Origin of the sequence: Neisseria sp. P0014.S009, from assembly GCF_051958155.1 — a bacterium.
Taxonomy (GTDB): domain Bacteria; phylum Pseudomonadota; class Gammaproteobacteria; order Burkholderiales; family Neisseriaceae; genus Neisseria; species Neisseria flavescens_C.
In genome coordinates this window covers 35,628-59,124 of the sequence record NZ_JBQCVS010000009.1, presented here as the reverse complement: position 1 = coordinate 59,124, position 23,497 = coordinate 35,628, and the positions used below count along the sequence as shown (strand labels likewise).

At 48.5% G+C, this 23,497-nt stretch carries 21 protein-coding genes and 3 tRNA genes; 14 read left to right on the top strand and 10 right to left on the bottom strand.

The window, feature by feature from the left end:
* Positions 1 to 26 precede the first annotated feature (26 nt).
* Complete coding sequence (gene ppsA, locus ACTHS4_RS08070; protein WP_070826018.1) at positions 27 to 2,411, bottom strand: phosphoenolpyruvate synthase; 2,385 nt, start codon at positions 2,409 to 2,411, stop codon at positions 27 to 29.
* 417 nt (positions 2,412 to 2,828) lie between these two features.
* Here ppsA and ppsR point away from each other — a divergent pair, with 417 nt between their 5' ends.
* Positions 2,829 to 3,650, top strand: coding sequence for a posphoenolpyruvate synthetase regulatory kinase/phosphorylase PpsR (gene ppsR / locus ACTHS4_RS08065; RefSeq protein ID WP_003684897.1), 822 nt, complete (start codon positions 2,829 to 2,831; stop codon positions 3,648 to 3,650).
* Positions 3,651 to 3,707: 57 nt separating this feature from the next.
* Here ppsR and dcd read toward each other — a convergent pair whose 3' ends face one another.
* The 4 genes from dcd to ACTHS4_RS08045 form a co-directional block, all read right to left on the bottom strand.
* Positions 3,708 to 4,274, bottom strand: coding sequence for a dCTP deaminase (dcd, locus tag ACTHS4_RS08060; RefSeq protein WP_003680541.1), 567 nt, complete (start codon positions 4,272 to 4,274; stop codon positions 3,708 to 3,710).
* A gap of 125 nt (positions 4,275 to 4,399) precedes the next feature.
* The gene (locus ACTHS4_RS08055) at positions 4,400 to 4,831 is read right to left on the bottom strand and encodes a hypothetical protein (RefSeq protein WP_070826017.1); all 432 of its coding nucleotides are present in this window, start codon (positions 4,829 to 4,831) and stop codon (positions 4,400 to 4,402) included.
* A gap of 22 nt (positions 4,832 to 4,853) precedes the next feature.
* Positions 4,854 to 5,636: an ADP-ribosylglycohydrolase family protein gene (locus ACTHS4_RS08050; protein WP_371460371.1), complete on the bottom strand. Its 783-nt coding sequence runs from the start codon at positions 5,634 to 5,636 to the stop codon at positions 4,854 to 4,856.
* A 78-nt stretch (positions 5,637 to 5,714) separates the two neighbouring features.
* Positions 5,715 to 6,614 (bottom strand): recombination-associated protein RdgC, encoded by a 900-nt coding sequence (locus tag ACTHS4_RS08045; protein ID WP_070826015.1) that lies wholly within the window; start codon positions 6,612 to 6,614, stop codon positions 5,715 to 5,717.
* Between the two features lie 133 nt (positions 6,615 to 6,747).
* On the opposite strand from ACTHS4_RS08045, the gene ACTHS4_RS08040 reads away from it, so the two are divergent.
* A tRNA-Glu gene (locus ACTHS4_RS08040) sits at positions 6,748 to 6,823 on the top strand.
* Between the two features lie 124 nt (positions 6,824 to 6,947).
* Positions 6,948 to 8,243 (top strand): serine--tRNA ligase, encoded by a 1,296-nt coding sequence (gene serS / locus ACTHS4_RS08035; RefSeq protein ID WP_070826014.1) that lies wholly within the window; start codon positions 6,948 to 6,950, stop codon positions 8,241 to 8,243.
* A gap of 66 nt (positions 8,244 to 8,309) precedes the next feature.
* Here serS and ACTHS4_RS08030 read toward each other — a convergent pair whose 3' ends face one another.
* The 3 genes from ACTHS4_RS08030 to ACTHS4_RS08020 form a co-directional block, all read right to left on the bottom strand.
* Positions 8,310 to 8,549 carry a putative hemolysin gene (locus ACTHS4_RS08030; RefSeq protein ID WP_070826013.1) on the bottom strand — a complete coding sequence of 80 codons (240 nt, stop codon included), beginning with the start codon at positions 8,547 to 8,549 and terminating at the stop codon, positions 8,310 to 8,312.
* Positions 8,550 to 8,678: 129 nt separating this feature from the next.
* Positions 8,679 to 9,482 (bottom strand): basic amino acid ABC transporter substrate-binding protein, encoded by an 804-nt coding sequence (locus ACTHS4_RS08025; RefSeq protein WP_049347925.1) that lies wholly within the window; start codon positions 9,480 to 9,482, stop codon positions 8,679 to 8,681.
* Positions 9,483 to 9,558: 76 nt separating this feature from the next.
* On the bottom strand, positions 9,559 to 9,810 hold the full coding sequence (locus tag ACTHS4_RS08020; RefSeq protein WP_003680526.1) for an NGO1151 family protein: 252 nt from the start codon (positions 9,808 to 9,810) through the stop codon (positions 9,559 to 9,561).
* A 165-nt stretch (positions 9,811 to 9,975) separates the two neighbouring features.
* Here ACTHS4_RS08020 and ACTHS4_RS08015 point away from each other — a divergent pair, with 165 nt between their 5' ends.
* From ACTHS4_RS08015 to ACTHS4_RS08000, 4 genes are all read left to right on the top strand, one after another.
* A complete protein-coding gene (locus ACTHS4_RS08015) occupies positions 9,976 to 10,776 on the top strand; it encodes a hypothetical protein (protein WP_070826012.1) in 801 nt (266 codons plus the stop codon).
* Positions 10,777 to 10,897: 121 nt separating this feature from the next.
* A complete protein-coding gene (locus ACTHS4_RS08010; protein ID WP_440365689.1) occupies positions 10,898 to 11,458 on the top strand; it encodes a DUF3465 domain-containing protein in 561 nt (186 codons plus the stop codon).
* A gap of 144 nt (positions 11,459 to 11,602) precedes the next feature.
* Positions 11,603 to 12,772 carry an O-succinylhomoserine sulfhydrylase gene (gene metZ / locus ACTHS4_RS08005; protein WP_440365688.1) on the top strand — a complete coding sequence of 390 codons (1,170 nt, stop codon included), beginning with the start codon at positions 11,603 to 11,605 and terminating at the stop codon, positions 12,770 to 12,772.
* 88 nt (positions 12,773 to 12,860) lie between these two features.
* The gene (locus ACTHS4_RS08000; RefSeq protein ID WP_003747401.1) at positions 12,861 to 13,067 is read left to right on the top strand and encodes a DUF2788 domain-containing protein; all 207 of its coding nucleotides are present in this window, start codon (positions 12,861 to 12,863) and stop codon (positions 13,065 to 13,067) included.
* Positions 13,068 to 13,134: 67 nt separating this feature from the next.
* On the opposite strand, the gene ACTHS4_RS07995 is transcribed toward ACTHS4_RS08000, so the two are convergent.
* Both ACTHS4_RS07995 and ACTHS4_RS07990 read right to left on the bottom strand, forming a co-directional pair.
* Positions 13,135 to 13,926 carry a Cof-type HAD-IIB family hydrolase gene (locus ACTHS4_RS07995; protein WP_440365687.1) on the bottom strand — a complete coding sequence of 264 codons (792 nt, stop codon included), beginning with the start codon at positions 13,924 to 13,926 and terminating at the stop codon, positions 13,135 to 13,137.
* Positions 13,927 to 14,124: 198 nt separating this feature from the next.
* Positions 14,125 to 15,516, bottom strand: coding sequence for an exonuclease domain-containing protein (locus tag ACTHS4_RS07990; RefSeq protein ID WP_440365686.1), 1,392 nt, complete (start codon positions 15,514 to 15,516; stop codon positions 14,125 to 14,127).
* Positions 15,517 to 15,631: 115 nt separating this feature from the next.
* Between ACTHS4_RS07990 and ACTHS4_RS07985 the strand changes: the two genes are divergently transcribed.
* From ACTHS4_RS07985 to ACTHS4_RS07955, 7 genes are all read left to right on the top strand, one after another.
* Positions 15,632 to 15,708: transfer RNA gene (locus tag ACTHS4_RS07985), tRNA-Arg, on the top strand.
* A 12-nt stretch (positions 15,709 to 15,720) separates the two neighbouring features.
* A tRNA-Glu gene (locus tag ACTHS4_RS07980) sits at positions 15,721 to 15,795 on the top strand.
* A 168-nt stretch (positions 15,796 to 15,963) separates the two neighbouring features.
* Positions 15,964 to 18,189, top strand: a complete 2,226-nt coding sequence (locus ACTHS4_RS07975; RefSeq protein WP_440365685.1) for a DNA internalization-related competence protein ComEC/Rec2 — start codon at positions 15,964 to 15,966, stop codon at positions 18,187 to 18,189.
* 316 nt (positions 18,190 to 18,505) lie between these two features.
* A complete protein-coding gene (locus ACTHS4_RS07970) occupies positions 18,506 to 21,625 on the top strand; it encodes an Mbeg1-like protein (protein ID WP_440365684.1) in 3,120 nt (1,039 codons plus the stop codon).
* 102 nt (positions 21,626 to 21,727) lie between these two features.
* Positions 21,728 to 22,348 carry a phosphoribosylanthranilate isomerase gene (locus tag ACTHS4_RS07965; RefSeq protein ID WP_440365683.1) on the top strand — a complete coding sequence of 207 codons (621 nt, stop codon included), beginning with the start codon at positions 21,728 to 21,730 and terminating at the stop codon, positions 22,346 to 22,348.
* A 36-nt stretch (positions 22,349 to 22,384) separates the two neighbouring features.
* On the top strand, positions 22,385 to 22,987 hold the full coding sequence (locus tag ACTHS4_RS07960) for a DNA glycosylase (protein ID WP_070813819.1): 603 nt from the start codon (positions 22,385 to 22,387) through the stop codon (positions 22,985 to 22,987).
* Positions 22,988 to 22,991: 4 nt separating this feature from the next.
* Positions 22,992 to 23,402 (top strand): hypothetical protein, encoded by a 411-nt coding sequence (locus ACTHS4_RS07955; protein WP_440365682.1) that lies wholly within the window; start codon positions 22,992 to 22,994, stop codon positions 23,400 to 23,402.
* Positions 23,403 to 23,497 lie beyond the last annotated feature (95 nt).

The window sequence follows — 23,497 nt, the reverse complement described above, 5'->3', positions numbered from 1 at the left end:
GGCAGGGGATTTTGGTCTCATCGAACTTATTTGTTCAATTCGTTAGCCAAATACAGCCAAGTTTCAATCACGGTATCAGGGTTGAGCGATACGCTTTCGATACCTTCTTGAACCAGCCATTTGGCAAAGTCCGGATGGTCTGACGGGCCTTGACCGCAAATGCCGACGTATTTATTTTGTTTGCGGCAGGCAGAGATTGCCAAGTGCAACATCACTTTAACGGCAGGATTGCGTTCGTCGAAGGATTCGGATACCAAACCGCTGTCACGGTCGAGGCCGAGGGTCAGCTGGGTCATGTCGTTAGAGCCGATGGAGAAGCCGTCGAAGTATTGCAGGAATTGTTCTGCCAATACAGCGTTGCTTGGCAACTCGCACATCATGATCAGGCGCAGGCCGTTTTTGCCGCGTTCCAAACCGTTTTCTTTCAGGGCTTTGACAACAGCTTCGGCTTCACCCAAAGTGCGGACGAATGGAATCATGATTTCGACGTTGGTCAAACCCATTTCGTCACGGACACGTTTCAAGGCTTTGCACTCGAGTGCGAAGCAGTCTTTGAAGCTGTCAGCAACATAACGCGCTGCACCACGGAAGCCCAACATTGGGTTTTCTTCGTGCGGTTCGTAGATGCTGCCGCCCACCAAGTTGGCGTATTCGTTGGATTTGAAGTCAGACATACGGACGATGGTTTTGCGTGGGTAAACCGAAGCAGCCAAAGTTGCCACGCCTTCTGCGATTTTATCGACATAGAAGTCGACAGGAGAAGCGTAGCCGGCGATGCGGCGGGTAATTTCCGCTTTCAATTCGTCGTCTTGTTTGTCAAATTCCAACAAAGCTTTAGGGTGGATACCGATTTGACGGTTGATGATGAATTCCATACGTGCCAAGCCGATACCTTCGCTAGGCAGGTTGGCGAAGCTGAATGCCAATTCAGGGTTACCAACGTTCATCATCACTTTGACAGGGGCTTTAGGCATGTTGTCCAAAGCAACATCGGTAATTTGTACGTCCAGCAGACCGGAGTAGATGAAGCCGGTATCGCCTTCGGCACAAGATACGGTAACTTCTTGGCCGTCTGAAAGCAGATCGGTTGCGTCTCCGCAGCCGACTACGGCCGGAATACCCAATTCACGCGCGATAATCGCTGCGTGGCAGGTACGGCCGCCGCGGTTGGTCACGATGGCAGAAGCACGTTTCATTACCGGCTCCCAATCCGGGTCGGTCATGTCGGTAACGAGTACGTCGCCTGCTTCAACGGAATCCATCTCTGAAGCATCTTTCACCAAGCGAACTTTACCTTGGCCAACTTTTTGACCGATGGCACGACCTTCGCACAAGACAACTTTTTCGCCGTTGATAGAGAAGCGGCGCAGGTTGCGGCTGCCGTCTTCTTGAGATTTTACAGTTTCAGGGCGTGCTTGCAGGATGTAGAGTTTGCCATCCAAGCCGTCGCGGCCCCATTCGATGTCCATTGGGCGGCCGTAGTGTTTTTCGATGGTCAGCGCGTAATGAGCCAACTCGGTTACTTCGGCATCGGTAATGGAGAAGCGTTGACGGTCTTCTACAGGTACATCAACGTTGGTGACAGATTTACCGGCTTCGGCTTTGTCGGTAAAGATCATTTTAATTTGTTTCGAACCCATGGTTTTGCGCAGGATAGCCGGTTTGCCCGCTTTCAAAGTAGGTTTGAATACATAGAATTCGTCAGGGTTGACCGCGCCTTGTACGACGTTTTCGCCCAGGCCGTAAGAAGAGGTAACGAAAACGACTTGGTCGTAACCGGACTCGGTATCGATGGTGAACATCACACCGGACGCGCCGCTGTCGGAGCGCACCATGCGTTGTACGCCGGCTGAAAGGGCAACGATGTCGTGTTCGAAGCCTTTGTGGACACGGTAAGAAATGGCACGGTCGTTGTACAGGGAAGCGAATACATGGTGCATGGCTTCTTTAACGTTTTCCAAGCCGTTGATGTTCAAGAAGGTTTCTTGTTGACCGGCAAAAGAAGCATCCGGCAAGTCTTCTGCTGTTGCGGAAGAACGTACGGCAACGGAAATGTCCGCACCGCCGGCATCGGCAACCATTTTGTTCCAAGCTGTTTCGATTTCAGCATCCAGCTGCTCAGGGAACGGGGTATCCAAAATCCATTGACGGATTTCTTTACCCACGCGTGCCAATTCGGCAACGTCTTCAACATCCAGTTGTTTCAGGGCTTCGGAAATACGCTCGCTCAGACCATTGTGAGCCAGGAAAGCACGATAAGCTTCGGCTGTGGTTGCAAAACCGCCGGGAACGCGCACGCCTTTTTCAGTCAGTTGGCTGATCATTTCGCCCAAAGAGGCATTTTTACCGCCCACTCGCTCAACGTCAGTCATACGCAGGTTTTCAAACCAAATAACGTAGTTTTCGGCCATTTGTGTGTCCAATCCAATCCAAAAAATGTTAAAAAAGAAACAAATCCGCCTGCTTATTGTAGCCATTCGTTTGATGGCTGTCATGTGTTTTATCTTTTTAAAAATCACAAATTCGTCTGTGATATTGTGCTTTTCAGGCGTGTAGCCTTCTGAAATGTGAATATCAGATTCATGTTTTTACGTGTTATCTTCTTGTTAAATATGGAAAACAAAATAAGTTAATAAATTTGATAAACAAGATTTATTTTGTAATTTTAGAATAAAATTCTACAAAATAGCAAAAAATAAAATTTTGTGCCAATTTAAAAATTGTTCAAATTTGTTGTAATCCTGTGTAATCTCTCGGGAATCGCTTTATTGCAAAGGCTGTAACTGCTATGATTGCCGTCTGAAACGTTACCCTCAAGAGGATTCATTATGACTGATCCACGCCAAGTCTTCTATATTTCCGACCGAACCGGCCTGACCGCTGAAAATATCGGTGAAGCCTTGCTGAACCAATTTGGCAATGTTGAGTTCAAACGCCATACCTATCCGTTTATCGATACGCCTGAAAAAGCGCGTGCTGTTGTAGACAAAGTCAACCAGTCAGCTGAAAAATTCGGTGTGCGCCCGATTGCTTTTGTCAGTGTGGTCAATGACGAAATCCGTGAAATCATCAAGAAAGCCAATGCGTTCCATATTAATTTCTTTGAAACCTTTCTCGGTCTTTTGGAAAAGGAACTCAATACGGAGGCGGTTGCCGCCCAGCAGGGGCACCACAGTATCGGCAATACCCAACGCTATGATGCGCGTATGGAGGCGGTCAATTTTTCACTGAATCATGATGACGGCGTCAGCGATAAAAACCTGCAGGAAGCGGATGTGATTTTGATGGGCGTGTCCCGTTCGGGCAAAACGCCGACCTGTCTCTATCTGGCCCTGCAATACGGTATCCGTGCCGCAAACTATCCATTGATTCCCGATGATTTGGAATCGACCGATTTGCCGCGTATGGTCAAGCCTTATAAAGACAAGCTGTTCGGCTTGACCATTCAGCCTGAGCGTCTGCAGGCTATCCGTCATGAACGCCGTCCTAACTCGACCTATGCCAAAATCGATACTTGCCGCAGCGAGATTGCTGATGCGCAAAATATGTTCAAACGCCACGGAGTACCGTTTACCAATACAACGGATAAATCAGTGGAAGAACTCGCCGTTCATATCTTGCAGGCTTGCAAGCTGAAACGCCGTTTCTAAATTAAATGATAAAAGGCCGTCTGAAACTTCAGACGGCCTTTTTTTTATTTTGTATATTTAAGTCTTAGGCAGGGTAACACCGGTTTGTCCCATGTATTTGCCGTTACGGTCTTTGTATGAAGTTTCGCAGACTTCATCACTTTCAAAGAACAAGACTTGAGCCACGCCTTCGCCTGCATAAATTTTGGCAGGTAAGGGGGTGGTGTTGGAAAACTCAAGGGTAACGTAGCCTTCCCACTCAGGCTCGAACGGGGTAACGTTGACGATGATGCCGCAGCGTGCGTAGGTGGATTTGCCTAAGCAGACGGTCAGGACGTTGCGCGGGATGCGGAAATATTCGACTGTGCGCGCCAGTGCAAAGGAGTTGGGCGGAATGATGCAGCAGTCATCTTCGACTGTAACGAAGTTTTTCGGGTCGAAGTTTTTCGGGTCGACGATGGTGCTGTTGATATTGGTGAAGATTTTAAATTCATTGGCACAGCGGATGTCGTAGCCGTAGCTGGATGTGCCGTAGGAAATGATGCGTTGGCCGTTGGCCTCTTTGATTTGGTTGGGCTCGAACGGCTCAATCATGCCGTGTTCTTCGGCCATGCGGCGTATCCATTTGTCGGATTTAATGCTCATGGTGGTTGTCCTGGGGTAAGGGTTGTTTGGAAATTCTTTAAAATCAATACAACAGCCTTTAGGCAGGCTTGTTCATTGATGTTTCAGACGGCCTAAAAGCTGGATAAGGCCGTCTGAAAGGCTGTTTATTTGGTTTTGGAAGCAGATTTTTTAGGCAGTTTGACTTCTTTAATCATACCGTCTTCGCATTTCATGATGAAGACTGGTGTGCCGTTTTGAGAGGCGGTAAAGTTTCCGTGCGCCCTACCTTTTTTGAACACGCCCTCCAGCGTCATATTGCGTAATTTGGCGCTGTTGGAGGAGAAAGGTTCGATAAAGGTTTCACTGTTGCTGGAAACGGTATATACGCCTTTGCCGTCAAATTTGCCGTCTTTAAAGGCTCCGACATAGCTGCGGCCGTCTTGGCATTTCCATGTGCCTTTGCCGGATGGTTTGCCGTCTTTGCCGACATCGCCATCGTAAACGCAACCTTTTTCCTGATAAGGATTGATGGTTTCGGCAATGGCAGGCGTACCCAGCATGAAGGCGACGGGAAGTAGGGCGAGGTATTTCATCATTTATTCCTTTTTGCAGGCAGTTTCAGACGGCCTGATATTGGGATTCAAAAGTCAGCAGGGTTTCAGCAATACGGCGTGGCAATATGGCTAAAGCGTGTTCGCGTATAGACGTAGGGATACCATGGTAGGCTTCGGCAATACTGCCGGTAATGGCCGCCAAGGTATCGCTGTCTCCGCCCAGGGAAACTGCCAGTCGGATGGCGTGTTCAAAATCATCGCTTTCAAGAAAGGCGGTAATCGCTTGAGGTACGGTTTCCTGGCAGCTTTCGTTGAAATGATAATGCGAGCGGATTTGATCGCAACTTTGGCTCAAGTCGTAGCCGAATTGCCGTGTAATGTTTTCTTTGATTTGCGCTTTGCCTATACCGGTACGCGCCCAAAAGATGGTGGCAGCTACAGCTTGCGCGCCTTTAATGCCTTCCGGGTGGTTGTGCGTTACGATAGCGGATTGTTCGGCAAAATGTAGGGTTTCTTCCAATGTGGCAAATGCCCAACCAACGGCAGAAACACGCATGGCCGAGCCGTTGCCCCAGCTATTATAAGGTTCTGGATCTTTCCATTCTATCCATTGTGAGAAGCGGCCGCCATATGAGCCTTTAGGGCAGGGATATGCCCTGCACCAGCTTTGTAAGATTAAGGCTAAATCATCGTTGCAGCCTTGTAAAACCCAATCGGCGATGGCAACAGTGCAAATCGTGTCATCGGTAAAGTCGCTGTCGGGGCTGAAAATGTCAAAATCGGTGTGGCGGTAGTTGTCAAACTCGAATCGTGATCCGGCAATATCGCCAATGACTGCACCCAACATCATGACATCCTTTCTGATACTTCTATTTATATTTCAGACGGCCTTTGATATTTCCCAATCAAAAGGCCGTCTGAAAAATTACTCTTGCCAGCCGCCCAAATAAGAAACCAGTTCTTCTAACATGGTGCTGATGGCTTCGGTCATCAGGATTTGCGAGGCAAAGGCGAGGCTGGCGGCATCGTCGCCGTTGCTTTCGGCTTCTTCTTGCAAAACGTCCAGATACTGGATGCGTTTGAGCGTAAAGTCTTGGGTGAGGATGAACGCGATTTGTTCGCGCCATACCAAGCCCAGCTGGGTAACGGTTTTGCCATTTTTGACGTGTTGTACCACTTCATCGGTGGTCAGGTCTTGTTTGGAAACTTTGACGACCGGAACAACATCGCCTACGCCTTTGAGTTCGCAGTCGCTGTCTAATTCAAAACCGCCTTCGCAATGGCCTTGCAGCAGCCAGCTGGTCATCAGGGAGGAGGGCGATTGTTTGGTGTTGGGCAGGGCTGCTTCCAAACCGCCCAAGGCTTCGCGCAGTTTGGTCAGGATATTTTCCGCTTTGGCAGATGCGGCATTGTTGACCAAAAGATACCCGTGGCGCGTGTCGAAAATCGCCTGTGTGCGGCTGCTGCGCGTAAAGGCACGGGGCAGCAGGTCGTCAGTAATCTGTTCTTTCAGCTCTTGTTTTTCCTTACGGCCGACATTGCGCGCTTCGTTGTTTTGGATTTCCAAAACCTTTTCATCCAAAATATCGCGGATCACGCCGGCAGGCAGGACTTTTTCTTCTTTTTTCAGGGCAACGCGCCAAGTGTAATCGGCAGGGAAAACCAGCTCTGGCGAAAAGGAAACCGGCGTGGAAAAGCCTTCGCTAAACCAGTCCAAACCCTGACAATGGGCAAATTCGGATTGCGCCAATTTGTCGGCAAGGACTTCCAATTCGGGCAACTTGTCTTTGTTGAGCGGATAAAAACTGATTTGCTTAAACCACATGGCGAGTTTTCCTTTTTATTAAAACCGGCATTATACAGGGAAAATAACATACGGAAATCGGCAGCATCTTTAAAAATGCAGTAAAGGCGTTGACAGAAGAAAAGGCTTTCTGTATAGTTCGCGCTTCGGTTACGCGCCCATCGTCTAGAGGCCTAGGACACTGCCCTTTCACGGCGGCAACCGGGGTTCGAATCCCCGTGGGCGTGCCAAAATTCTTAAAAAACGCTCCTGCTTTTGCAGGGGCGTTTTTTGTTTTCAGACGGCCTGTCGCTGTGAAAATATCTTTAAATTGGTTTACAATAATGCCATTCTGAATCTTAACGAGAGAAAACAATGTTAGACATCCAATTGCTCCGCAGCAATACCGCCGCGGTTGCCGAACGTTTGGCCGCACGCGGTTACGAGTTTGATACCGCGCGTTTCAACGCTTTGGAAGAACAACGCAAAGCCGTTCAAGTGAAAACAGAAGAGTTGCAGGCTTCGCGCAACAGTATTTCTAAACAAATCGGTGCGTTGAAAGGCCAAGGCAAACACGAAGAGGCTCAAGCTGCAATGGATCAGGTTGCCCAAATCAAAGCGGATTTGGAGCAGACTGCCGCTGATTTGGATGCCGTTCAGAAAGAATTGGATGCTTGGTTGCTAAGTATTCCGAACCTGCCGCACGAAAGTGTGCCTGTCGGTAAAGACGAAACTGAAAACGTTGAGGTCCGCAAAGTCGGTACGCCGCGAGAATTTGACTTTGAAATCAAAGACCATGTTGATTTGGGCGAGCCTTTGGGCTTGGATTTCGAAGGCGGTGCGAAACTTTCCGGCGCGCGCTTTACCGTCATGAAAGGTCAAATCGCCCGCCTGCACCGCGCACTGGCACAATTCATGCTCGATACGCACACGCTGAAACACGGCTATACCGAACATTACACGCCTTACATTGTGGATGACCTGACCCTGCAAGGTACGGGTCAACTGCCTAAATTTGCAGAAGATTTGTTCCACGTTACCCGCGGCGGTGATGAGAGTAAGAAAACGCAATATCTGATTCCGACCGCCGAAGTAACGCTGACGAATACTGTTGCCGACAGTATCGTGGCCAGCAGCAATTTGCCGTTAAAATTGACTGCGCATTCCCCATGTTTCCGCTCCGAAGCGGGCGCATACGGTAAAGACGTGCGCGGTTTGATTCGCCAACACCAATTCGACAAAGTGGAAATGGTGCAAATCGTTCATCCGGAAAAATCATACGAAGCGCTGGAAGAAATGGTCGGCCACGCTGAAAATATTTTGAAAGCATTGGAACTGCCATACCGCGTGATCACTTTGTGTACCGGCGACATGGGTTTCGGCGCAACTAAAACCTACGACTTGGAAGTTTGGGTTCCGGCGCAAAATACTTATCGTGAGATTTCCAGCTGCTCCAACTGCGAAGATTTCCAAGCTCGCCGCATGAAAGCGCGTTTCAAAGATGAAAACGGTAAAAACCGTTTGGTGCATACTTTGAACGGCTCAGGCTTGGCAGTCGGCCGTACTTTGGTGGCGGTATTGGAAAACCATCAAAATGCTGACGGCAGCATTAATGTTCCTGCCGCGTTGCAACCGTATATGGGCGGCGTGACCAAATTGGAAGTAAAATAATCGCTGTTTAAAAGAAAAAGGCCGTCTGAAACTTGGGTTCAGACGGCCTTTTATATGGTTTAGCAATTATTTGTTGTGTTGACGGAAATATTCCCATTCTTCAACGACTTTACCGTCGGGCAAGTGGCACACGCCGTATTCATTGCCGTCTTTGTCTTTTTTGATTTCGGATTTTCCGCCTTGTTTGACGCAGAATTCAGAAGCTGGATTGGCCACGCCGACCTTAGGAGATTCTTGTTTTTCAGAAGCGGAGCAGGCGGCCAAAGCAGTTGCGGCAGCGAGGCTGAGGATAAGGGGTTTGATCATGGCGCGTCTTTCATTTGAAGGATAAAAACAAGCGGATTATAAGGGATGCTTACGTTTAATGGCGTTAACCAGATTAAAGGCCGTCTGAAAAGTTTTCAGACGGCCTTTAGTTTAGGAAGTCATACCGGATTATTTGGCTGCTTCGGTTTTTTCGCCTTCTTTAGCAAAGTATTTGGCGTAAATTTTGTCGTATTCGCCACTTTCGCGTACTTTTTTCAGCGCATCGTTCAACATTTTGATGGTTGCTTCGTCGCCTTTGCGTGCAGCGATACCGTAGTTTTCGATGGTGAAGTCAGGCAGGGAGATGAAATCCAAGCCTTTAGTCGGGTTGTTTTTCACATAGTTTGCAATGACCGCGCTGTCGCTGACGACGGAGTCCAAACCGCCGTTTTCCAATTCTTTGATAATCAGGGGAACGCTTTCAAAGCGGGCGATTTTCGGATTGTCGTTGCCCAAGAGTTTGGAAACGGAGAAGTCGCCGGTGTAGCCGGTTACCACGCCGACTTTGGCCATGTTTTTCAGGTCTTCGGAAGAAGCTACTTTTTTGCCTTTTGGAACGAGGACAACTTGGGTGATTTCAAAGTATGGATCGCTGAAGAGCATGCTTTGTTTGCGGTCGTCAGTGATGGTTACGCCGGACATAACGATGTCCACATCGCCGTTGTTCAGAGAAGGGAAGAGGCTTTCCCATGGCTGGTGTTTGAATTCGACTTTGAAGTTGCCGGCTTTGGCCATGGCATTCATCAAATCTACGTCAAAACCTTCTACTTTGCCGGCAGAATCCAAAGATTCAAATGGGGCAAACTCGGCGTTGGAGCCGACACGGTACACTTTATCGGCAGGAGCAGAGGCATTGTTGCTTTGACCGCCGCAGGCAGTCAGGGCAAGGGCGGAACAAGCGAGGGCAGTGGCCAGCCATTTTTTCATGTTCATGATATGTGCTTTCTTAATAAAATGTTAACGGATAAAATCTTAGTTTAGCATAATTTTGTGAACAAACTAGCCGAAATCAGTGGTCTTTTTCTCGGAAAAATGCGTAGGTTACGTCATGGAAGAGGTCGGTGTGCGGGCTGTCTTCGTAGCTCAATTCCGCCAACGCGTCTTCAAAGGCAAGTTGGATGGATTCTACGGCATCGTTGGCCATGTCGGAGGGCAGGGAGCGGATGAGGCCTTTGAGGGCGGTGGCGAGGACGTGGTTTTGCATACGCAAAGCGTCGTTGGCCTCTTCCAGATATTCGAGGCGTTGTTCGATGCTGCTCATGATGTATCCTTGAGGGTATATTAAATAAAATAGTGATTATATAGTGAATTAATATTAAAATGTGACGCTTGCGCCGGCTTGCCGGATATGTCCAACCATCGGCCGCAGTTCAAGTGTTTTTTGTTTGAATGCGGTTCACAATAAAAATGAAAAAACGAGATTATTATGGAAAACAACCGTCTTGACCCCTCAGCCCTCGAGGAAGAAGACCTGAATTGGGAAAAACGCCTGGAAAGATTGCGTCAGGCACGACAATTTAATACTGCGCCGACTCATGCGCCATTGGTCAAAAAATCGGACGAAGCTGTCGATGCTGCGTCCAAACCCGCGTCTAAAAAAGAATATAAACTGGATGCTGACAATCGTGAAAAAGTATTGGAAGAATATTTGTACCGTTGGCAGTTGGAACACAATACTGCCCTTGCAGACGATGGCGAAGCAGTGGAAACCGATGCGATGGTGGTTTTGCAGGACAACTGGTTGAGCGCGCAATCGGCATTGCAGGCTGCGGCTTCAGAGCGTCACATTGAATCGACCCGAACCGTCAGACTGAATCCGAAATCGGGTGCCGTAGATTTTGATGCGCCTGAAGTGGAAGAAACTGAAAAAACGGAAAATGATGATGCGGAAGCGGCTGAAGAGGCGGTTTCAGACGGCCTTGAACAAGAACCGGCCATTAATGTCCATATCAATGTATTGAACCCGCAAGCGATTGGCCGTCGGGAAGTATTCTGCGTTTCTGAAAAAGATTTGACCGAGCGTCTGATTAAGCGTTTACGTCCCCATGTGGCCGATGCGGTCAACGGCATGATTCGGATTGCCGTGCAAAAACAAATGGCCTTGTTCACTTACCAGTTGCAGCAAATGCTGAATGAGCAGGCGCCGGGCTTGGTGGAGGATGTATTGGAACACAACGTCAAACGTATCTTGGACGATATGAAGACTGAAATGAAATACCGCCGTTGAGTATCCGGGCCGTCTGAAAAGTTTCAGACGGCCTTTGGCGTAAAATTCCCTTAAAATTTTACGAAGCGTGTATAATAGCGGCTCACGTTTTCGTGATAAATATCCTTTCTAAATAGTTGATATGCCCGATGCAGAATCGGGCATTTTTTTTGAGATTGTTATGAATAAAAATAAAATCATTGTATTGCTGATTGCTTTGGTTGCCGTATTTGCCTATAACAAAATGCAAAACAAGCAGCCGGTACAATCGCAGAATCAGCAGAAAATAGAAGCCGTTCAAAAACAAAATAATGCGGGTAAAAAGAATGCCGATACAGTTCAGCAGCAAATCGGTTCGGACAAGGAATCAGCCGAAGCGGTTTTGAAACAGGCGTTTGAAAATGAGCAAAGCGATATTCAGGTTGAGGGCGAGGGCACGGTATGGAAAACCCTGCCGGATGACAACAAAGGCACGCGCCACCAACGTTTTATCTTGAAGCTCTCCAGCGGTCAGACGCTTTTGGTGGCACACAATATCGACCTTGCCGATAAGATTAAGGGTTTGAAAAAAGGCGATAAAGTAGCGTTTTACGGCGAATACGAATGGTCGGAGCAGGGCGGCGTTATCCATTGGACGCACCATGACCCATCAGGCCGGCATACTGACGGCTGGTTGAAACATGACGGCCGCCTTTATCAGTAAAAACGGTTTTCCTGTTTTTTTCAGACGGCCTGAAACACGGCCTTCGGCTTGAAAGATGGTAGAAATCGGCGCAAAATGTTAACAAGTTAAACAGACGGAAAATATTGTTCCGTCCATTGGAATACACAGTAGATTGGAGAATAAATGAACAAAAAACTTCATCCGCAAACGCTGGCCATCCGGGGCGGCAAAGAGCAGACCGAATATCGCGAACACAATCAGGCGCTGTTTTTGACCAGCAGCTTCATGTGGGAAAGCGCGCAACATGCGGCAGATTTGTTTTCCAAAAAAATTAAAGGCTTTACTTATACCCGTACAGCCAATCCGACTACTGCCGCTTTTGAAAAACGCATTGCCGCATTGGAAGGCGCAGAGCGCGCGGTAGCCACTTCGACCGGTATGTCTGCAATTCAGGCGGCATTTTTTACCTTCTTGCAAGCCGGTGATCATGTTATTTCCAGCCGCAGCCTGTTTGGTACAACTGTCGGTTTCATCAATAACATCGTTACCAAGTTCGGCATCGAAGTCAGCCATGTATCGCCAACCGATGTAAATGAGTGGAAAGCCGCGGTTAAAGACAATACCAAATTGCTGTTTTTAGAAACTCCGTCCAACCCATTGGGCGAAGTTGCCGACTTGGAAGCATTGGCCGAACTGGCGCACAGCATCGGCGCGCTTTTGGTGGTGGACAACAGCCTGTTGTCGCCCGTCGGTTCGCAGCCTTTGAAACACGGTGCGGATATTTCCGTGTCTTCCGCAACCAAAGCCATCGACGGCCACGGCCGCGTGATGGGCGGCGTATTGGCCGGTTCGGAAGAGCTGATGACGCAAGTTGCCATATATTGCAACTCTTGCGGTTTGGCAATGTCTCCGTTTAACGCATGGCAGTTGTTGAGCGGTGTAGAAACCTTGTCGCTGCGTATGGAAAAACAGTTTGACAATGCGTTAAAAATCGCCCAATGGCTGCAACAACAGCCGCAAGTCCAAGCCGTGTACTACACCGGTTTGCCCGACCATCCGCAGGCAGAGCTTATCCGCAAACAGCAAAATGGCGGCGGTATCGTCGTGGGTTTTGAAGTTGCAGACCAAGAAACGGCATGGAAAATCGTGGACGGCGTGGCGCTTTTCTCCCGTACTGCCAACCTCGGCGACGTGCGCTCGACCATCACCCATCCGTGGACAACGACCCACGGCCGTATGCAGCCTGAAGAAAAACTCGCCGCCAATATCCGCCCGGGCTTGATCCGCCTCTCTGTCGGTTTGGAACACATCGACGATTTGATTGATGATTTGCAACAAGCATTGAACAAATAATCTAAAAACAAATTTCAGACGGCCTTAAATTTTAATAGGCCGTCTGAAAGCAATTAAACACACATCTTAAGAATAAAAGGAAAAAATAATGTCTGAAGCAGAATTCGCCTCGTGGGCAATGAAAATCCTCCTCACCGGCCTGATTATCTTTTTGGGCTTTATCGTTTGGAACTTGGGTAAAGAATCCAAAGCCGGCAAATTCGGCATTGCCATGCTCTTCTTGGTTTTGGGCTTGGGTGTGTTTGGATTCGTATTTAAAGAGTTGCTGATTAGCTTTTTGGTATTGCCGAAGTAAGCAGAAAGTTTGTAGATAGAACAAGGCCGTCTGAAAAAATGTTCAGACGGCCTTTTGATTTGATGTTTTAAATGACGCCCAATTCTTGCAAGCCACACAATACGCCGTCTTCATCGACACTTGGGCAGACGAATTGTGCGGCCGCTTTGGCTGCTTCTTCGCCATTGCCCATGGCAACGCCAAAGCCGACGGTTGACAGCATTTCCAAGTCGTTGAAGCTGTCGCCGAATGCCATTACTTTGCTCATATCAATGCCCAATTTTTCCACTACGTGGGCGATGCCCCGTGCTTTTGAACCTTCTTTGCGCAGCAGGTCCACGGCATATTCATGCCAGCGGACGGATTTGAAGCCTTGTTGCTGGGTTAGTGGGTGCAGGATTTTTTCTTCTTCCTTATCCACAAAGACCAACATTTGATAAACAGGCTGTTTACGAAAATATTCTTTGTCCGTCAGGAAGTTGGGCAGGATATGCGATAAGCCTTCGATAACGCGCGGCGAATGGGAGGAAACGGCAATTTCTTGGTTGTTGACGAATGCGTAGTCTATTTTGTGTTGTTCAAGCAGGTTGATGGCGGTTTCTATGTCGGCAATGTCCAACGGGTAGCTTTGCAGGGGTTTGCCGCGAAAGGAAATATATTGGCCGTTGATGGTAACGAGCATGTCGATACCGCATTCTTGAATCAAGGTTTTGATTTTAGTGGGAAAGGCGACTTCCGGACGGCCGGTGGCAATGGCAGTCAAAATGCCTTTGGCTTTCAATGCGCGCATGGCTTGGGCAACCGAAGGGCGCAGGGTATCCGTGTATTTGCGGTAGAGGGTGTCGTCGATGTCAAAGAAGATGATTTCAGGATTGTTCATGGTTTACTCATTGGGCTGGGCATACACAGCTTTCATTGAAAATTGTGTGAACAGCTTGTGTATAAATTGGTTTAGTATTTGATTGCTATTGTAAAAATAAGTTCTGATTAAAAATTAGGCAGTTTTTTATTTTGAGAATAAAGCGGAAAGTTATTCACAATAGGCCGTCTGAAAATTTGGTTTTCAGACGGCCTTGTTTTAAGCAATCAAACGGATATTTTCCTTGTCTTGCCTGAATTTGTTTTTAATCACGAGAGGCAGGCTGCTGTCGAAATACCAGCTGCCGTCAGGCAAAGCCAACGCGCCGCCGGCGCAGAGCAGGGTAATGCTGTTTCCGGTCAAGGGGTCGGTTTCGGTAATTTCAATTTCGTGCGCTTTGCCCCAATCGGTTACGGGGAGTAGGGCGGCAAGCTCGGTAATGCGTTGGTTTTGATGTTTGATGCCGTTTGGCTGGCGGCAGTCGCCGTTGCATTTTCCGACGGCCTCGACAGGGCAGGGTTCGCCTTTTGCGTAGCTGGTCGGCAAAATATTGAGCGAGTCCGGGCAGAGCCTGTGTTCTTGCGACCATTGGGTCAAAGCGCGTTTGGCTGCTTTTTTGTGGGCAAACAAACCGTAAGGGCGCCAGTTTCTGGTGCCGCTGTTTAACAAGACAATGCGTGCTTGAAGGCTGCCGTGTTCGTCAGCAATAAAGCGGACGGTAGAAAACGATGTGGACTTTTCAGACGGCATCAGTTGGTATTCCTGCATGGTCTGGGCTTTGAGCCATAATGTATGGAGCTGCCCGACTGCCGGAATAAAACGGATGGAGGCCGCGGCTTTGATGTACGGCGGCAGTTTCTTGCTGTGCAGCAGGGTGGCGGTTTCACTGTATGCGCGTTCATGTGCTTCAATGGCTTGGGCTTTGCCGAAATGATCAAACCAAACCAATACGCCGTAACTGTCGGGTAGGGCATAGAGTTGCTGGGCAAGCGAATCAGGCAGCCAAGTGGGCAACATTTTCGGATTCATCAATACACGGACGTGTTCGTCCCATTGTTGATGATTTTTTTCTGCCAGACTTAATTCGAGATAATCACACAATGCGGCAACATCGGTCATGGCGCGGTGGCGGTTGGCCGTCTGAATGCCAGTGCGTTCGATAATGCTGTCGAGGCTGTGTTTGTAAAACTCAGGATACAGGCGGCGCGACAGTTGAACCGTACAGAGCGAGGGTGCGGCAAAGTCAGTATGGATACGGGCAAACTCGTGGCGCAGGAAGGTATAGTCAAAGCGGCTGTTGTGCGCAACAACTACAGCCCCTTGCAATAGCGGCAGCAAATCGCCTGCAATATCGGCAAAGACAGGCGCGTTTTTCACCGTTTCATCATGAATTCCGGTCAGTCTGGCAACAAATTCGGGAATGCTGCGGCAAGGATTGACCAATTGCTCGTAATGTGTGGCGCGTCCTTGCTCAAAACGAACAAGGGCGACTTCCGTTATCCTGTCTTGATAGAAATTTCCACCGGTCGTCTCCAAATCCACCACGACCACAGGCCGTCCCAAATGGGAAAATGCTTCGGATAAGAGCGGCCAGCGTGTGAAATCTGACATTTTATTCTCTGTAAATTCAATAGCAAATGCGCATTTTACACGCTGTCTGCAAGTTTTCCAAATAAAACGCTTGACAGTAAACAGCCCTCTCTTTATAATTCAAATCTTTCTTGATGCACCCGTAGCTCAGTTGGATAGAGTATCTGGCTACGAACCAGAGGGTCGGGCGTTCGAATCGCTCCGGGTGCGCCACAAGATTTATCCGCGCCCATCGTCTAGCGGTTAGGACATCGCCCTTTCACGGCGGTAACCGGGGTTCGATTCCCCGTGGGCGTGCCAGTTTATAAAAAAGCGCAATCTGTTTCAGATTGCGCTTTTTTGCATTTATCGGTTTTGAAATGATTTGAACCTCTCTTTTTATCTGCTAATGCAGGTTGGCGTTTGTCATAATCTACTAAAAGCATTTATTATTACGCATCTAATAATCATAATTTAAGGGAAACGTTCATGGCGTGGCGGTTTGTGTTGCCTGCTTGGGTGGTTGGGGTAGTGCTTTCGTTTGCGTTGCCGTTTGTGCTGCCATGGTGGGTTTGGTTGTCTGTAATCATTGGCACGCTTGCGTTGTGTCGAAAATTTGCTGTGGCTTGGTTGGTGCTGGCTGTTTGTATGGGCATGGCGTTTGGGGTGTGGCGGACAGGGCTGGTGTTGGCCGGTCAATGGCCTGTAGGGGAGGTGACGGCTAAAGTTTTGACGGTTGAAGTGGCGGATATGCCGCGTGATGATGGTCGGCGCGTGCAGTTTGCGGCAAGGGCTTGGGATGAGCGTGGGCAGGCTTTTGATTTGATGTTGTCGGATTATCAGCGGCGCGATTGGGCGGTGGGCAGCAGGTGGTCTGTATCGGCGCGGGTAAGGCCGGTGATCGGTGAAGTGAATGTGCGCGGTTTGAACCGTGAAACATGGGCTTTGGCCAATGGTATCGACGGCATGGGTACTTTGGGGCGCGACAGGAAACTTGTGCGGCAAGGCGGCGGTTTCGGTTTGGCTAATATGCGTGATACGGTAAGCAAAAGTTGGCAGAGAACGGCGAATAAGTATCCTGAGTTTTCAGACGGCATAGGGCTGATGCGTGCTTTGAGTATTGGCGAGCAATCGGCGTTACGGCCGCCTTTGTGGCAGACATTCCGCCCTTTGGGGCTGACACACTTGGTCAGTATTTCGGGCTTGCATGTGACGATGGTGGCGGTTTTGTTTGCCTGGCTGATTAAGCGAATTTTCCGTTATTTGCCGTGGATTCCGGCGAAACCGCGTGTATGGATATTGGCTGGTGGTGTTGCAGGGGCTTTGTTTTATGCGCTTTTGGCCGGTTTTTCCGTACCGACGCAACGCAGTGTGTTGATGTTGGCTGCGTTTGCGTGGGCATGGTGGCGCGGCAGTGGCGGCTCAGGCTGGACGGCATGGTGGCAGGCTTTGGCCGTTGTTTTGTTGTTGGACCCGTTGGCTGTATTGGGCGTGGGAACTTGGTTGTCTTTCGGCTTGGTTGCTGCTTTGATTTGGGCTTCATCAGGCCGTCTGAAAGAGTTGGGTTGGTGTTTGGCTGTACGGGGGCAATGGGCGGCGACTGTATTGTCGGTGGTATTGCTGGGCTATTTGTTTGCTTCGTTACCTTTGCTCAGTCCGTTGGTTAATGCGCTGGCTATTCCTTGGTTTTCTTGGGTGTTGACGCCGTTGGCTTTGCTGGGTTCGGTTTTTCCGTTTGAACTTGTTCAGTTGGTAGCGGTATTTTTGGCGGAATATACTTTGCGTGGTTTGGTATGGCTGGCTACGGTATCGCCTGAATTTGCCGTCGCAGCGGCGCCCGTGCCTTTGCTGGTGTTGGCGATGATGGCGGCTTTGCTGTTATTGCTGCCTAAAGGCATAGGCTTGAAACCTTGGGCATGTCTGGTTTTATTGGGTTTTGTGTTTTACCGTCCTGCCAAGTTGGAGGAGGGGGTGGCAAGAGTTACGGTGATGGATGCAGGGCAAGGTTTGTCGGTGTTGGTGCAAACGCGTAACCGCAATCTTTTGTTTGATACAGGAACGGAGCAAGTGGCGCAAACAGGTATTGTGCCGAGTTTGAATGCTATGGGTGTGCGCCGTTTGGACAGCCTGATTTTGTCGCACCATGATATTGATCATGACGGTGGTTTTCAAAGTGTAGCGGCTGTCGGTACCGATAAATTGCTTGCCGGACAACCTGAGTTTTATCCGAATGCGGAGTTTTGCCAAGAAGACAAATGGCAATGGGACGGCGTAGATTTCGAGTTGCTCAGGCCGTCTGAAAATGCGGGCAAGGAAGATAACGACCAAAGCTGCGTATTGCGTGTTGTGGCAAACGGCAAAGCCTTGTTGATAACCGGCGATTTGGGCGTGAAGGGCGAGGCCGGTTTGATTGAGAAATACGGCAATGCGCTGTATAGTCAAGTGTTGGTATTGGGACATCACGGCAGCAGCACGGCTTCGTCAGGCAGCTTTCTGCATACGGTTTCGCCACAATATGCCGTGGCATCCAGCGGCTATGCCAATGCCTACAAACATCCGACCGTTGCCGTACAAAATCGTGTCCGCGCGCATGGTATTACTTTGTTGAGAACGGATTTGTCAGGCGCGTTGGTGTTTGCTTTGGGACAGGGCGATATATTTCAAGGCCGTCTGAAAAAGGATAAGTTTTATTGGCAGAAGAAACCGTTTGAGTAAAAAGGCTAAAAGGCCGTCTGAAAGACTTTTTCAGACGGCCTTAATATTTTTTATTGATGGGCATTATCCAAATTTTGTGTGAATCCAATTGTGGATAGTTTGGTTTGATATTTGATAATAAAGAATAAATTAATTGTGATGAAAAAATAGGCAGTTTAAAGATAGGGTAATAATTACAAAGTCATTTTATAACTGTTGTTAATTTGATAAGCATTTTGAATCTGTTCGGCTGAATAAATTCACTTGTTTTTAGCTTGCTTATATAATCTAAACGCATTATTGCACATTCAAATTAAATTTAACAAAGGGAAAAGAAATGACTGAAACTCAAAACCAACCTAATAACGAAGAGTCCGTAGTTATTATCGGTACGCGTCGTGATGATGTGCTGTATGGCAGCTTGGGACACAATATTTTTTACGGCGGTTTAGGAAACGATACCTTTATTGTGAACAACAGGAATGACCAAATCGTTGAAAGGTACGGCGAGGGTACGGATACGGTTTATACCCATACGACTTATACGTTGCCGAATTATGTTGAAAACCTGACGATGACCGGCCACGATAATATTTTTGGTTTCGGCAACAATTCCGACAACGTCCTTATCGGCAACAGCGGCAACAACCGTTTGAGCGCCGGACGTGGCAAGGATGTGCTTTACGGCGGGGCGGGTAATGACTTGCTGCTGGCAGGCGGTGATGACGATAAACTTTATGGTGGCGACGGCAACGATATTTTGCGTGGCGATCATGGCAACGATTATTTGGAAGGAAACGAAGGCGACGATGTTTTAGACGGCGGAATCGGTGCAGATATCATGCGCGGCGGCAATGGCAACGACACATATTATGTAGACAGTCAAAACGATGTCGTTATCGAAGAAGCCAATGGCGGCATCGATACGGTCTACACAGGTATGACTTATCGTTTGCCGACTCATGTCGAAAACCTGACCTTGACCGGCAGCGGCAATTATTTCGGCTTCGGCAACCATTCCGATAACGTCTTAATCGGCAACATCGGCAACAACCGTTTGATCGGAGGCCGAGGTAATGATGTGCTTCGCGGAGAGGCAGGCTATGACTTGCTGTTGGCGGGCGATGGCGACGACAAACTTTACGGTGGTACCGGCAACGATATTTTACGCGGCGATGCCGGTAATGATTATTTAGATGGCGGCGAAGGAAATGATACGCTTGAAGGCGGTAGCGGAGACGATACTTATGTATTCCGCCGTGGCAGTGGCCATGATGTCATTTCAGACAATCTGGGTCATAACAGCATTCATTTTGAAGGTTTGAGTATGAAGGATATCAGTCTTACTACTCGTCCAAGCGCTAGTAATCCTGCCCTTAAAGATTGGGTATTTACGATTCGTGAAACAGGCGAAACGTTGACCCTTAAAGAGCAACACAAGACCTATTCATCTGTATCTAAGTATAAATTCGCGGATAAGGAAATGGATGTTGCTGAAATCTTCAAATATCCCGAGCACGATGCCAGCGAAGACAGCGTAACCATGCGTGTGCTTTATAAAGATGGTCACGCCGTCACACATGCCGCCGTACAAGGGCAGCATCTTCAGACGGCCTCTTTGCAGTATTGGGAGAATATTGCCATTCAAAAAAGAGCCAATGATATTGTCCGACCCAGTGCTAAACAGGCGCAGCATTCTATCTTTACCAAAGACAGTGATGGCGACGGTTTGGTTGATGCCATTGACCGCCATCCGCAGGAGTGGAATGTTTCCGAGCGTGATTTGCGGATGTTCTCTTCATTGGCGTATCACTCTCCATCTGAACTGCATACTTTATTTAAAGGCGATTATTGGTGGAATACGCAATATGCTTCTATTGCTGAGAAGATTAACAGTAAATATTTTAGCAATCAGGCCAATGTATCTGAGCTGGTTGGGAAATGGCAATTGCTTAAGGCAGGTAGTCCGGGAGGCGGTTTGGATTATGCGATTTTCGGCAATTCGAACAAGAAGGGCGGTTGGGAAAATGTCGTGGTAGCGTTTAGAGGTACGCAGGCTACCAGCATTAAAGATGTTTTGGCTGATTTGAACATTATGACTGGTAATTTGCCGGCTCAAACCAAATATCTGAATGACATTGCCCGTTATATTGATACGCTTCATGCCAAAAATGTGTATTCGACCGGACATTCGTTGGGCGGCTATCTTGCAGAATACTTTGCCGCACATACCATGCAACAGCGTAATGATTGGGCAAGTGATTTCAAACGCAGCAGTCTGTTTAATCCGGCTGTTTTGAATGTGGACAAGGCCTCGCCTGAAGCCTTAAAACAAGCACGGGATATGGCCGATAAAATGGCGGAAACACAGATTGCAGACGACTCCGATACAACACAGGCACGCCATCTGTATGAAACCAATTCGTATGTAATCAAAGGCGAATGGGTTGGAGATGGTTTTTCTGGTAAAACAGGTGCGGGTATTGGTGCGTTAATCGGTGGGCTTTTTGGGGGACCATTTGGCGCTGCTCTAGGTGCAGCTGCTGGAGCTGCTGCGTCCCAAGTTCATAAAGGATTAGGCAGATACCCGAATGCCAAGGTTTTGGATTTTAAAAGCGATGATGTATGGGGCAAACACAATATGACCAGCTTTTATGAGTCTGATACCAAACTTGAACAATACTTCTCCCAAGGTAAACGTATTGACAAGCATTACGACAATCCTTATTTGAAGGATTCTGACCAAGACGGTTTTTCAGACGGCATTGAAAAGAAATGGGGTAGCAGCAGTAATGATGCCCAAGAAACGCCATACGCAACCGGTACCTCTGCCATTTATACGGATGACCGACCTATGCTGGCGGTGGTTCAAACTGAGGATGCGGCCGGTAACGTCCTGTCACTCAAAGGCGTGGAAATGACGGCACACCAGCAGGGCGATAAGATGGCATATGCGGCAAATGGTAACGAAATCGACTTAGGTAAAAACGGCTTTGATTGGTCTGTCAGTATCAGTGGAGACAACAAAGGCGTAGCGGCCTTGCATGGCAGCGCGGCTGACGATGTCTTGAAAGGCAGCGATGGCAATGATTATCTGGCAGGCGGGCTGGGTAGCGATACCATTGTTACCGGCGAGGGTAGAGATACGGTGGCATTTACTGCATGGGATGTCCGCGAGGGCAAACTGGATCACTTGCTGGATTTCAATCCGGTCAAAGACAAGTTGGATTTGAGCGCCATGCGTCCGCTGCTCAATGAGAAAGAAAGCCAGGTCGGCTGGGCGGATTTGTTTGTCCGCGATGTGGATACATTCAGCCCCGACCGCTCGTATCTTGTGTTCAACAGCGCTCAAAAAACCTTGGCGTATCGGGGCGCAGGAGCTGAAAGCAGCACAGAGTTTGCACGTTTCTATAACGAAGATGCTGAGCAGCTGACAGCCACCAATATTATCGGCTGATGGTTGTTTTAAAGTTTAAGGCCGTCTGAACCTGATATTTCATGTTCAGACGGCCTTAAACTTATATAATATCCGACCCATCTGTTTAAAAAGGCAATCTCCATGAATACCATACGCACCAAAATTTGCGGTATTACCCGATCTGAAGATGCGCTGGCCGCGGCCGAATTGGGCGCAGATGCCATCGGGTTGGTGTTTTACGCCAAGAGTAAACGGGCAGTGAGTATTGAGCAGGCGCAGGCGGTTGTGAAAAACCTGCCGCCGTTTGTATCGGTGGTGGCCTTGTTTGTGAATGAAAACGAGCAAACCATCCGCGAGATTTTGCGTCAGGTGCCGATAGATGTGATTCAGTTTCACGGCGATGAAGACGATGATTTTTGCCGTTGGTTTGACCGCCCGTATTTGAAGGCCGTGCGTGTACAGTCCGCTGCCGATATTCAGACGGCCTGTGCCAAATTTCCGAATGCTCGTGCCTTGTTGTTTGATGCCTATCATCCGACCGAATACGGCGGTACGGGACAAAGTTTCGACTGGAGCATGTTGCACGGCAATATCGGCAAACCGTGGATACTTGCCGGTGGATTGACTGCGGAAAACGTTGCCGAAGCGGTAAAAATCAGCGGCGCTGCAGCGGTGGATGTGTCCGGTGGCGTGGAAATCTCCGGCGGAATTAAGAGCAGGGAGAAAATGGCGGCGTTTATTCAGGCAGTAAAGGCCGTCTGAAATTTTGTTTGAATTCAAAGAAACCGGAATACATATATGCAAGAGCCAATCGTTGAATCCCATCCCTTCGCAGCCTTGTTGCCGCCGCAGGCAACGGTCATGATGATGGGGACGTTTCCGCCTAAAGAAGAAAAACACGCGATGCAGTTTCATTATCCGAATTTTCAAAACGATATGTGGCGCGTGTACGGGCTGGTGTTTTTCGGCGATGCGGCGCATTTTCAAAAGCAGGGCGAAAAGGCGTTTGATGCCGATAAAATCAAAGCGTTTTTAAGTGAGAAGGGCATTGCATCCTGTCCGACCGTGTTGAAGGCAATACGCGAACATGGCAATGCTTCGGATAAGTTTTTAAAAGTGATAGAAACCGTCGATTTGGCGGCAGTATTGGCGCAAATGCCCGAGTGCCGCCATCTTTGCACCACCGGCGGTAAGGCAACCGAAGTTTTGTTAGAGATTCAAGGCAGCGGCATGAAAATGCCGAAGACCGGCGAAACAGTGCCGTTTCCCTATGCGGGGCGTGAGTTGACCCTGACGCGCCTGCCTTCGACTTCGCGCGCCTATCCTTTGAGTTTGGCGAAAAAAGCGGCAGCGTATCGGGCTTTTTTTGAAACGGCTGGATTGACTGTTTTTCAGGAGTAGGGCGATGGACCGTTATGAAATCTCTTTAATGACGTTTATGGCGTTGTGGTGGCTTTTTAATGTCGTCTCAGTGTGGCTGAAGGCCAAAAAATGGCAGATCAAGATATTATTGGGCGGAACGCTTTTGTATGTGATACAAATATCTGCAGTCATTATGTCTGTTAACGGCCTTAATTGGATATTTTTGAACACAAGTACCATAAATACCGATTCGTTGATCATTGCTTTGCTTGCGCTTAACTTTCTGGGTTGTTGGTTGCTGGCACTGTGGCTGGGAATGTTGGCACTAAAAATATGCCTGAGAAACAAAAACGAAGAAAAATATATTGCGCCGCCGTTGGGTGCGGCATTGCTTGCAACATCGAGCAGTACGCTGTTGTTCCTATTTTGTCTGCTGATATTATTATTCAATTAGTTGCCGACAAGATGAATGGAAAACGGCTATAATTGCTGACAATTTTTACTTTCAGACGACCCTTTACTGAATCAGGCCGTCTGAAACCAGAAAAC

What these genes read in the sequence shown, in the direction of transcription:
- ppsA (WP_070826018.1), bottom strand. Translation starts at nt 2,411, where the DNA reads ATGGCCGAAAACTACGTTATTTGGTTTGAAAACCTGCGTATGACTGAC.
- ppsR (WP_003684897.1), top strand. Translation starts at nt 2,829, where the DNA reads ATGACTGATCCACGCCAAGTCTTCTATATTTCCGACCGAACCGGCCTG.
- dcd (WP_003680541.1), bottom strand. Translation starts at nt 4,274, where the DNA reads ATGAGCATTAAATCCGACAAATGGATACGCCGCATGGCCGAAGAACAC.
- ACTHS4_RS08055 (WP_070826017.1), bottom strand. Translation starts at nt 4,831, where the DNA reads ATGATGAAATACCTCGCCCTACTTCCCGTCGCCTTCATGCTGGGTACG.
- ACTHS4_RS08050 (WP_371460371.1), bottom strand. Translation starts at nt 5,636, where the DNA reads ATGTTGGGTGCAGTCATTGGCGATATTGCCGGATCACGATTCGAGTTT.
- ACTHS4_RS08045 (WP_070826015.1), bottom strand. Translation starts at nt 6,614, where the DNA reads ATGTGGTTTAAGCAAATCAGTTTTTATCCGCTCAACAAAGACAAGTTG.
- serS (WP_070826014.1), top strand. Translation starts at nt 6,948, where the DNA reads ATGTTAGACATCCAATTGCTCCGCAGCAATACCGCCGCGGTTGCCGAA.
- ACTHS4_RS08030 (WP_070826013.1), bottom strand. Translation starts at nt 8,549, where the DNA reads ATGATCAAACCCCTTATCCTCAGCCTCGCTGCCGCAACTGCTTTGGCC.
- ACTHS4_RS08025 (WP_049347925.1), bottom strand. Translation starts at nt 9,482, where the DNA reads ATGAACATGAAAAAATGGCTGGCCACTGCCCTCGCTTGTTCCGCCCTT.
- ACTHS4_RS08020 (WP_003680526.1), bottom strand. Translation starts at nt 9,810, where the DNA reads ATGAGCAGCATCGAACAACGCCTCGAATATCTGGAAGAGGCCAACGAC.
- ACTHS4_RS08015 (WP_070826012.1), top strand. Translation starts at nt 9,976, where the DNA reads ATGGAAAACAACCGTCTTGACCCCTCAGCCCTCGAGGAAGAAGACCTG.
- ACTHS4_RS08010 (WP_440365689.1), top strand. Translation starts at nt 10,898, where the DNA reads ATGCCCGATGCAGAATCGGGCATTTTTTTTGAGATTGTTATGAATAAA.
- metZ (WP_440365688.1), top strand. Translation starts at nt 11,603, where the DNA reads ATGAACAAAAAACTTCATCCGCAAACGCTGGCCATCCGGGGCGGCAAA.
- ACTHS4_RS08000 (WP_003747401.1), top strand. Translation starts at nt 12,861, where the DNA reads ATGTCTGAAGCAGAATTCGCCTCGTGGGCAATGAAAATCCTCCTCACC.
- ACTHS4_RS07995 (WP_440365687.1), bottom strand. Translation starts at nt 13,926, where the DNA reads ATGAACAATCCTGAAATCATCTTCTTTGACATCGACGACACCCTCTAC.
- ACTHS4_RS07990 (WP_440365686.1), bottom strand. Translation starts at nt 15,516, where the DNA reads ATGTCAGATTTCACACGCTGGCCGCTCTTATCCGAAGCATTTTCCCAT.
- ACTHS4_RS07975 (WP_440365685.1), top strand. Translation starts at nt 15,964, where the DNA reads ATGGCGTGGCGGTTTGTGTTGCCTGCTTGGGTGGTTGGGGTAGTGCTT.
- ACTHS4_RS07970 (WP_440365684.1), top strand. Translation starts at nt 18,506, where the DNA reads ATGACTGAAACTCAAAACCAACCTAATAACGAAGAGTCCGTAGTTATT.
- ACTHS4_RS07965 (WP_440365683.1), top strand. Translation starts at nt 21,728, where the DNA reads ATGAATACCATACGCACCAAAATTTGCGGTATTACCCGATCTGAAGAT.
- ACTHS4_RS07960 (WP_070813819.1), top strand. Translation starts at nt 22,385, where the DNA reads ATGCAAGAGCCAATCGTTGAATCCCATCCCTTCGCAGCCTTGTTGCCG.
- ACTHS4_RS07955 (WP_440365682.1), top strand. Translation starts at nt 22,992, where the DNA reads ATGGACCGTTATGAAATCTCTTTAATGACGTTTATGGCGTTGTGGTGG.